Source organism: Streptomyces sp. WAC05292 (assembly GCF_003949955.1).
GTDB lineage: Bacteria > Actinomycetota > Actinomycetes > Streptomycetales > Streptomycetaceae > Streptomyces > Streptomyces globosus.
Map to the genome: position 1 here is coordinate 1 of NZ_RPSE01000393.1, position 5702 is coordinate 5702.

Here is a 5702-nt window from a genome sequence, read left to right on the forward strand (position 1 = left end):
TGCTCGACGAGCGCGGGCAGTTCGCCGGGGCGGCCCGTCCGCCCGGCCCGCCCCGGCGAACTGCCCGCGCTCGTCGAGCACCCGGGCGACCCCGAGCGGAACGCCGCGACGCGCGCCTACCTCGCCCGGCTCCTCGACAGCGGGTGCACCCGCCCCGCCTGGTGCCTCGTCGCCGAAGGCGGCGACGGGCGGCCCTGGGGAAGCGCCGTCCTGTGGACCCTCCCGGGCCACCGAATCCCCCTGGCCGTCGTGCTGTTCGAAGCCCCCGCCGACGAGCCGGAGACCGCGGCCGCGCTCCTCGGAGCCGCCGCCGGCCTCGCCGCCGAGCTGGGCGCGACCGCCCTGGAGCACGTCATCGACGCGCCCGCCCAGGCCCCCCAGTTCCAGCGCGACCCGGAGCGCCGGACCGGCCTGCTCCGGCAGGCGGGCTTCCGGCAGGTCCGCGACGGCCGCCGCTTCAGCCTGGACACCGGCCCGCACACCGGCGACCGGCTCCCTCCGGACGACCCCGCACTCGTTTTCCGCCCCCTCCCCGAGCTGGGGCCGGAACCGTTCGTCGCCCTGCTCGAAGACCTCCTCACCGACACCGCGGACGCCCGGCTCGCCGCCGACGTCCGCGAGCACGGCGCGCGCCGCGCCGCCGAGCTGCTCTTCGAGGAGACCGCAGGGCTGAAGCACGAGCCCTACTGGTGGGAGATCGGATACGACGCCGCCGACGGCACCCCGGCCGTGATCAGCCTGCCCGCGCAGAACCCGCTCGTCGCCGTGATCGGCTTCGTCGGCGTCGCGCCCGCCCACCGCGGCAAGGGGTACGCGGCAGCCGGCGTCGTACGCGGCACCCGCATCCTTGCCGCGCACGGCGCGGCCGAGATCCGCGGAGACTGCGACGCGGCCAACACGGCGATGGCGAAGGCGTTCCTGCGCGCCGGGTACCGGGTCGTCGCGAACCGCCGGGAGTTCAGCCGCCCGCTGTGACCCGGCCCCGGCGGCGCGGGAGCGACCGCACCCGCGCACCACGGCGAATTCACCTGCCGGTCGCCCGGCCGCCCCCCGCACCGCCCGTCCGGCCGGGAGAGTGTCTCCGTCCTGACGATGCAACCCCCGCACAGGTGAGGGAACATGACGACACGTCTTGCGGGCCGGGCCTTCGCGCTCGTCCTGGGGCCGGTACTGGCCACCGCGCTGTCGCTGCCGGCCGAGGCCCACGGCGTTCCGGAAGTCCACCCGAAGGCCGAGACCGCGGCCCTGTTCGACGACGGGCCGGGCGGTGACGCCAACGCGGACGACCCGGCGATCTGGCGCAACGCCGCCGACCCCGGCCGCAGCCTCGTGATCGCCACCGCGAAACAGGGCGGCCTGCGCGTCTACGGCCTGGACGCCCGGCAGCTCCAGTCGGTCCCCGCTCCGGCCGGCCCGGGCGCCGGCGACGCGCCCGGCCGCTTCAACAACGTCGACCTGGTGCACGGACTGCCCCTCGCGGGCGGGCGCGCCGACGTCGCCGTGGTCACGGACCGCGGGAACGACCGGCTGAGGATCTACCGGATCGACCGCGACCGGCCGGGCGGCCCCCTCACGGACGTCACCGACCCCGGAGTGCGGCCCGTGTTCTCCACCGGGCAGGAGGAGGTCAACGAGCAGGCCACCGCGTACGGCCTGGCCACGTGGACCGACCGGAGCACCGGGCGGTCGTACGCGCTGGCCAGCCGGCGCAACCGCACGAGCATCGCCCTGCTCGAACTGGTGCCGACCCGCGCCGGCACCGTCGGCTACCGGCAGGTGCGCACCATCGACCTCCCGTCCTCCTTCCGGCTGCCGAACGGCGCCTCCTGGACGCCCTGCGCCGAGCCCGGCGAGCTGCCGCAGGTGGAGGGCATGGTCGTCGACCCGGCGAACGGCACGCTCTACGCGGGGCAGGAAGACGTCGGCATCTGGCGGCTCAAGGCCGACCTCACCGGTCCCGCCCGGCTCATGGACAAGGTCCGCGAGTACGGGGTCCCCGGCACCTACGACGAGGAGACCGAGGAGTGCACGCCCGGCGCCGACCCCGGCTACGGCGGCAGGCACCTGTCGGCCGACGTCGAGGGGCTGACCCTGGTGACCGAACCCGGCGGCGACGGCCGTCTGCTGGCTTCCAGCCAGGGTGACGACCGGTTCGTCGCCTACGACCGGGAAACCGAGGACGACAACGAGTACGAGGGCTCCTTCCGCATCACCGCCGCCTCGGCGGCCCTCGACGGCTCGGAGGCCTGCGACGGTGCCGCCGCCCTCAGCGCACCGCTCGGCGCCAGGTACCCCAACGGGCTGCTGGTCGTCCAGGACGGCCGGGAGACGCCCGGTGACGGCGACCGCGAGGCCACCGGCTTCAAGTTCGTCGACCTGGGGGAGGTCCGCAAGGCCCTCGACTGACCGGGCGCCGGCGGCCGGCGGTCAGGCCGTGCCGAGGGCCGCCGCGCCGAACGACACGTCGAAGCGGTCGCACCAGATGCTGACGCTGGTGTACCGGGTGGGGTCGGTACCGGCCGGCAGGGGATAGTTCTGGTCGCCCATGTTGGCCTTGAGCTTGCCGAGGCTGACGTGTGCGCCGTCGTCGAAGACGTGCCAGCCGTCCCGGCCCTCCTTGACCGGCGCGTCGGTCAGCCACACGTACAGGGCCGGGCCGTCGCTCGTCTCCAGGCCTTCCAGGCGCAGCGTGTACGAGCCGTCGGCCAGCCGGAGCAGCTTCACCGAGCCGTTGGTGGTGTGCTCGTGGCTGATGAACCGGCCGGACGCCACCGTCTGCGGGCCGGCCGGGGCGGGCGGCGCGGTCCCGCCGCCCGCCGTGGGGGAGGGGGCGGCGGTGGCGCTCGGCAGGGCTTCGCGCAGCGTGCGGTCCGTCCACAGCTTCCAGGGCTGGAACCAGTACGTGCCGAACGCGACGGCGAGGACGCCGACGATCGCGAGGCCGATCAGCATCTTCCGCCTTCCGCTCCCCAGAGCCGGCATGGCACGTCCTCTCCTTGTCCGCCGCAACGTTCCGCAAGGCTACCCGCCCCCTCGCGTGGATCAGGCGGCCGCCCGGTCGAGCTGCCAGAAGAGCCGGTTGCGCAGACAGCCTTCCAGGTAGGGGACGCCGTCGGTGTGACCCGAACCGCTCGCGCCGCCGAGCATGCGCGCGGCGATGCTCCGGTGGGTGGCCTTCCACCGCTGGTGCCGGTCCTCCAGCCGGCCGACCGCACCGTGCAGCAGCCCCCACTCGCGGGAGTCGATGCCGCCGCTGCGGCGCAGGTCGAGATAGGCGCGGGTGAGGGTGTCCCGGCCGGGGTCCTCCGCCTCGGCCCGCACCGCGGGGACGTCCGCGAACGCGGCCGACGCAAGGCGCGCGGCGGGCGGGGTCCCGCAGAGGACCTCGAACCGCTTGTACTGCTCGGACTGGATGGCGCTCGCGCCCTGCGTGAACCGCCGGAAGGAGGAGAAGTGCCCCGGGCGCATCGTGGCGACGAGCCGGAACAGCGCGGAGGCCCGGCCGAACAGTCCGGCCGCCCGGTCCACGTGCTCCGCGGCCGCTGCGGGCCGGCCGTCCCGCAGCGCCCCGACGGCCGACCGCACCTCGCCGGCGATCGCCGTGAAGAGCATCTCGTGCGTCTGGAGCACGCGGATGAAGAAGTACTCGTCGTGCAGGACGTACACGGGCTGCACGGTCACGTCGAACCACCGCCCGGACTCCGTCGCGGGCGGCCCCGGCAGCGCGTCGGCGATACCGCTCCACTGAGCCCCGGACGGGCAGGCGCCGCCGCGGCCGGCAGCCCGGTCCCCGGGGCCGACGGCGTCGGCGAGGTCCGGGGCGGCGAACCGCAGCGCATGCCGCAGCCGCTTGCCCAGGACGGCCGGACCGGGCGGATCCCGGTCCGAGCGTCCCCCGCTCTCGACCGCCGTCGTGATCTCGAAGCGGGCGACGTCGGCGATGAGGAGCGTGGCCAGCCGATCCGGGTCCGGCGCGCCGCCCGCCCCCTCCAGAACCAGCTCCAGTACGGGCAGCGCCAGGTAGGTGCGGTTGCCGTACGCCCCGTCGTGCTTGTCGAGGACGCACTCCAGGAACGCCCGGACGAACGGGCCGGCGGACGTCGACGGGCACGCCCGGAAGGCGCTGAGCCGCTCCAGGAGGGGGCGCGGCAGGAAGTGCTTGCCGGTCCGGCGCACCTCCTGCGTCACCCGCCGCGCCAGGTGGATCCCGTCGCCGGCGAACCGGTGGGTAAGGCAGTGCGTCGTCATCGCCCTCGTCTCCTCGCTGGTCGAACCCCCGCCGCTCGGCGGGAGGGGGAGACTTCGATTAGGCGGCACGGCACCCCGACCGGTCAGGCCTCGAATTCCCGTGGCTTGACAACGGGGCCCGGCCGGTTCCCACAGGGCGCGCTGCGCTCAGTCGAGGCAGAACTCGTTGCCCTCGATGTCCTGCATGACCATGCACGACTCGTTCTCCTCGTCGGCGAGCATCAGCCGCACACGGACCGCACCGAGGGCGACCAGCCGCGCGCATTCGGCTTCGAGCGCGGCGAGCCGCTCCTCCCCGACGAGGCCGGTGCCCACCCGCACGCAGAGGTGCAGCCGGTTCTTGACGACCTTGCCCTCGGGGACGCGCTGGAAGAGCAGCCGCGAACCCACCCCCGAGGGGTCACTGCACGAGAACCACCCGACGGGCTCCCCGTCCGGCCTGGACCGCGCGAACTCCTCCCACGTGGCAAACCCCTCCGGCGGCGGCTGCGGGACATAGCCCAGCACCTCGCACCAGAAAAGGGCGAGCCGCTCCGGATCCGCACAGTCGAAGGTCACCTGAAACTTCTTGATCGCAGACATCGGGCCACCTTACGGGCTGCCCACCATCCGCACATGGCATCCGGCGCGCCCGTCAGGGGAGACAGCAGTCATTCGGCCGGAGCTGCATTGCACACCCGTCCTTCTCGCCGAGACCACGGAAGGGCCGGTCGCCCGCTCGGAGGCCGTTTGCGGGACAGCCCTCGGCGCCGGCCCGTGACCGCCGCCGGCGAACGGTTCCGTGCCGGGGAAAGGCGTGTGCCCCGCCGATCCGGGGGATCGGCGGGGCACCGGGCCGGGAGCCCTCGGAATCGGAAGCGGAACCGTTTCCGAAACCGTGTGTGGGAGGCACGTCAGCGGGATGCGCCGAAGTCTTGCGTCCAGTAGTGGTTCGGCTGGGCGAGGCCCACGCCGATTTCCTTGAAGGCACAGTTGAGAATGTTCTGCCGGTGGCCGGGGCTGTTCATCCAGCCCTGCATCACCTGCTCGGCGGTGCTGTAGCCGTAGGCGACGTTCTCGCCGTACGTGCGCCACTCGTATCCGGCGCGCGTGATGCGCTCGCCCGGGTCCGACCCGTCTGATCCGGTGTGGGACATGGTGGTGTGGCTCGCCATGTCCTCGCTGTGGGCCTGGGCCGCCTTGGCCAGCTGCTCGTTCACGGTGAGCGCCGGGCAGCCGACGGCCGCGCGCTCCTTGTTGACGAGCGCGAGGATCTGGGCGGCGGCGCCCGAGTCCGGCGCGGCCGTGGGCGCCGAGGGCTCGGGGGCGGCCGGGGCCTGCGGTTCCGGCCGCGCGGCCGGCGGCTGCGCCGGGGCCTGCGGTTCCGGCTGTGCGGCCGGCGGCTGCGCCGGGGCCTCGCGTACGGGGGCCGGCTCCTGCGCGACGGGCGCGGCGGGGGCGGGCGCGTCCTGCAC

The 5702-nt window shown here is 74.5% G+C and carries 6 protein-coding genes; 2 read left to right on the plus strand and 4 right to left on the minus strand.

The features are described 5' to 3' along the window. The first annotated feature begins 60 nt into the window (after positions 1–60). Both EF903_RS27535 and EF903_RS27540 read left to right on the plus strand, forming a co-directional pair. A complete protein-coding gene (locus EF903_RS27535) occupies positions 61–975 on the plus strand; it encodes a GNAT family N-acetyltransferase (RefSeq protein ID WP_125547648.1) in 915 nt (304 codons plus the stop codon). Between the two features lie 144 nt (positions 976–1119). Further along, on the plus strand, positions 1120–2406 hold the full coding sequence (locus EF903_RS27540; protein WP_125547640.1) for a phytase: 1287 nt from the start codon (positions 1120–1122) through the stop codon (positions 2404–2406). 21 nt (positions 2407–2427) lie between these two features. Here the strand turns inward: EF903_RS27540 and EF903_RS27545 are convergent, their stop codons facing one another. The 4 genes from EF903_RS27545 to EF903_RS27560 form a co-directional block, all read right to left on the minus strand. Further along, positions 2428–2982: a DM13 domain-containing protein gene (locus EF903_RS27545; protein ID WP_125547642.1), complete on the minus strand. Its 555-nt coding sequence runs from the start codon at positions 2980–2982 to the stop codon at positions 2428–2430. A 60-nt stretch (positions 2983–3042) separates the two neighbouring features. Then, positions 3043–4248 carry a tryptophan 2,3-dioxygenase family protein gene (locus EF903_RS27550; protein WP_125547644.1) on the minus strand — a complete coding sequence of 402 codons (1206 nt, stop codon included), beginning with the start codon at positions 4246–4248 and terminating at the stop codon, positions 3043–3045. 147 nt (positions 4249–4395) lie between these two features. Next, on the minus strand, positions 4396–4830 hold the full coding sequence (locus EF903_RS27555) for a VOC family protein (RefSeq protein WP_125547646.1): 435 nt from the start codon (positions 4828–4830) through the stop codon (positions 4396–4398). Positions 4831–5141: 311 nt separating this feature from the next. After that, on the minus strand, positions 5142–5702 hold a 561-nt coding region (locus EF903_RS27560; RefSeq protein WP_148142584.1), incomplete at its 5' end, for a CAP domain-containing protein.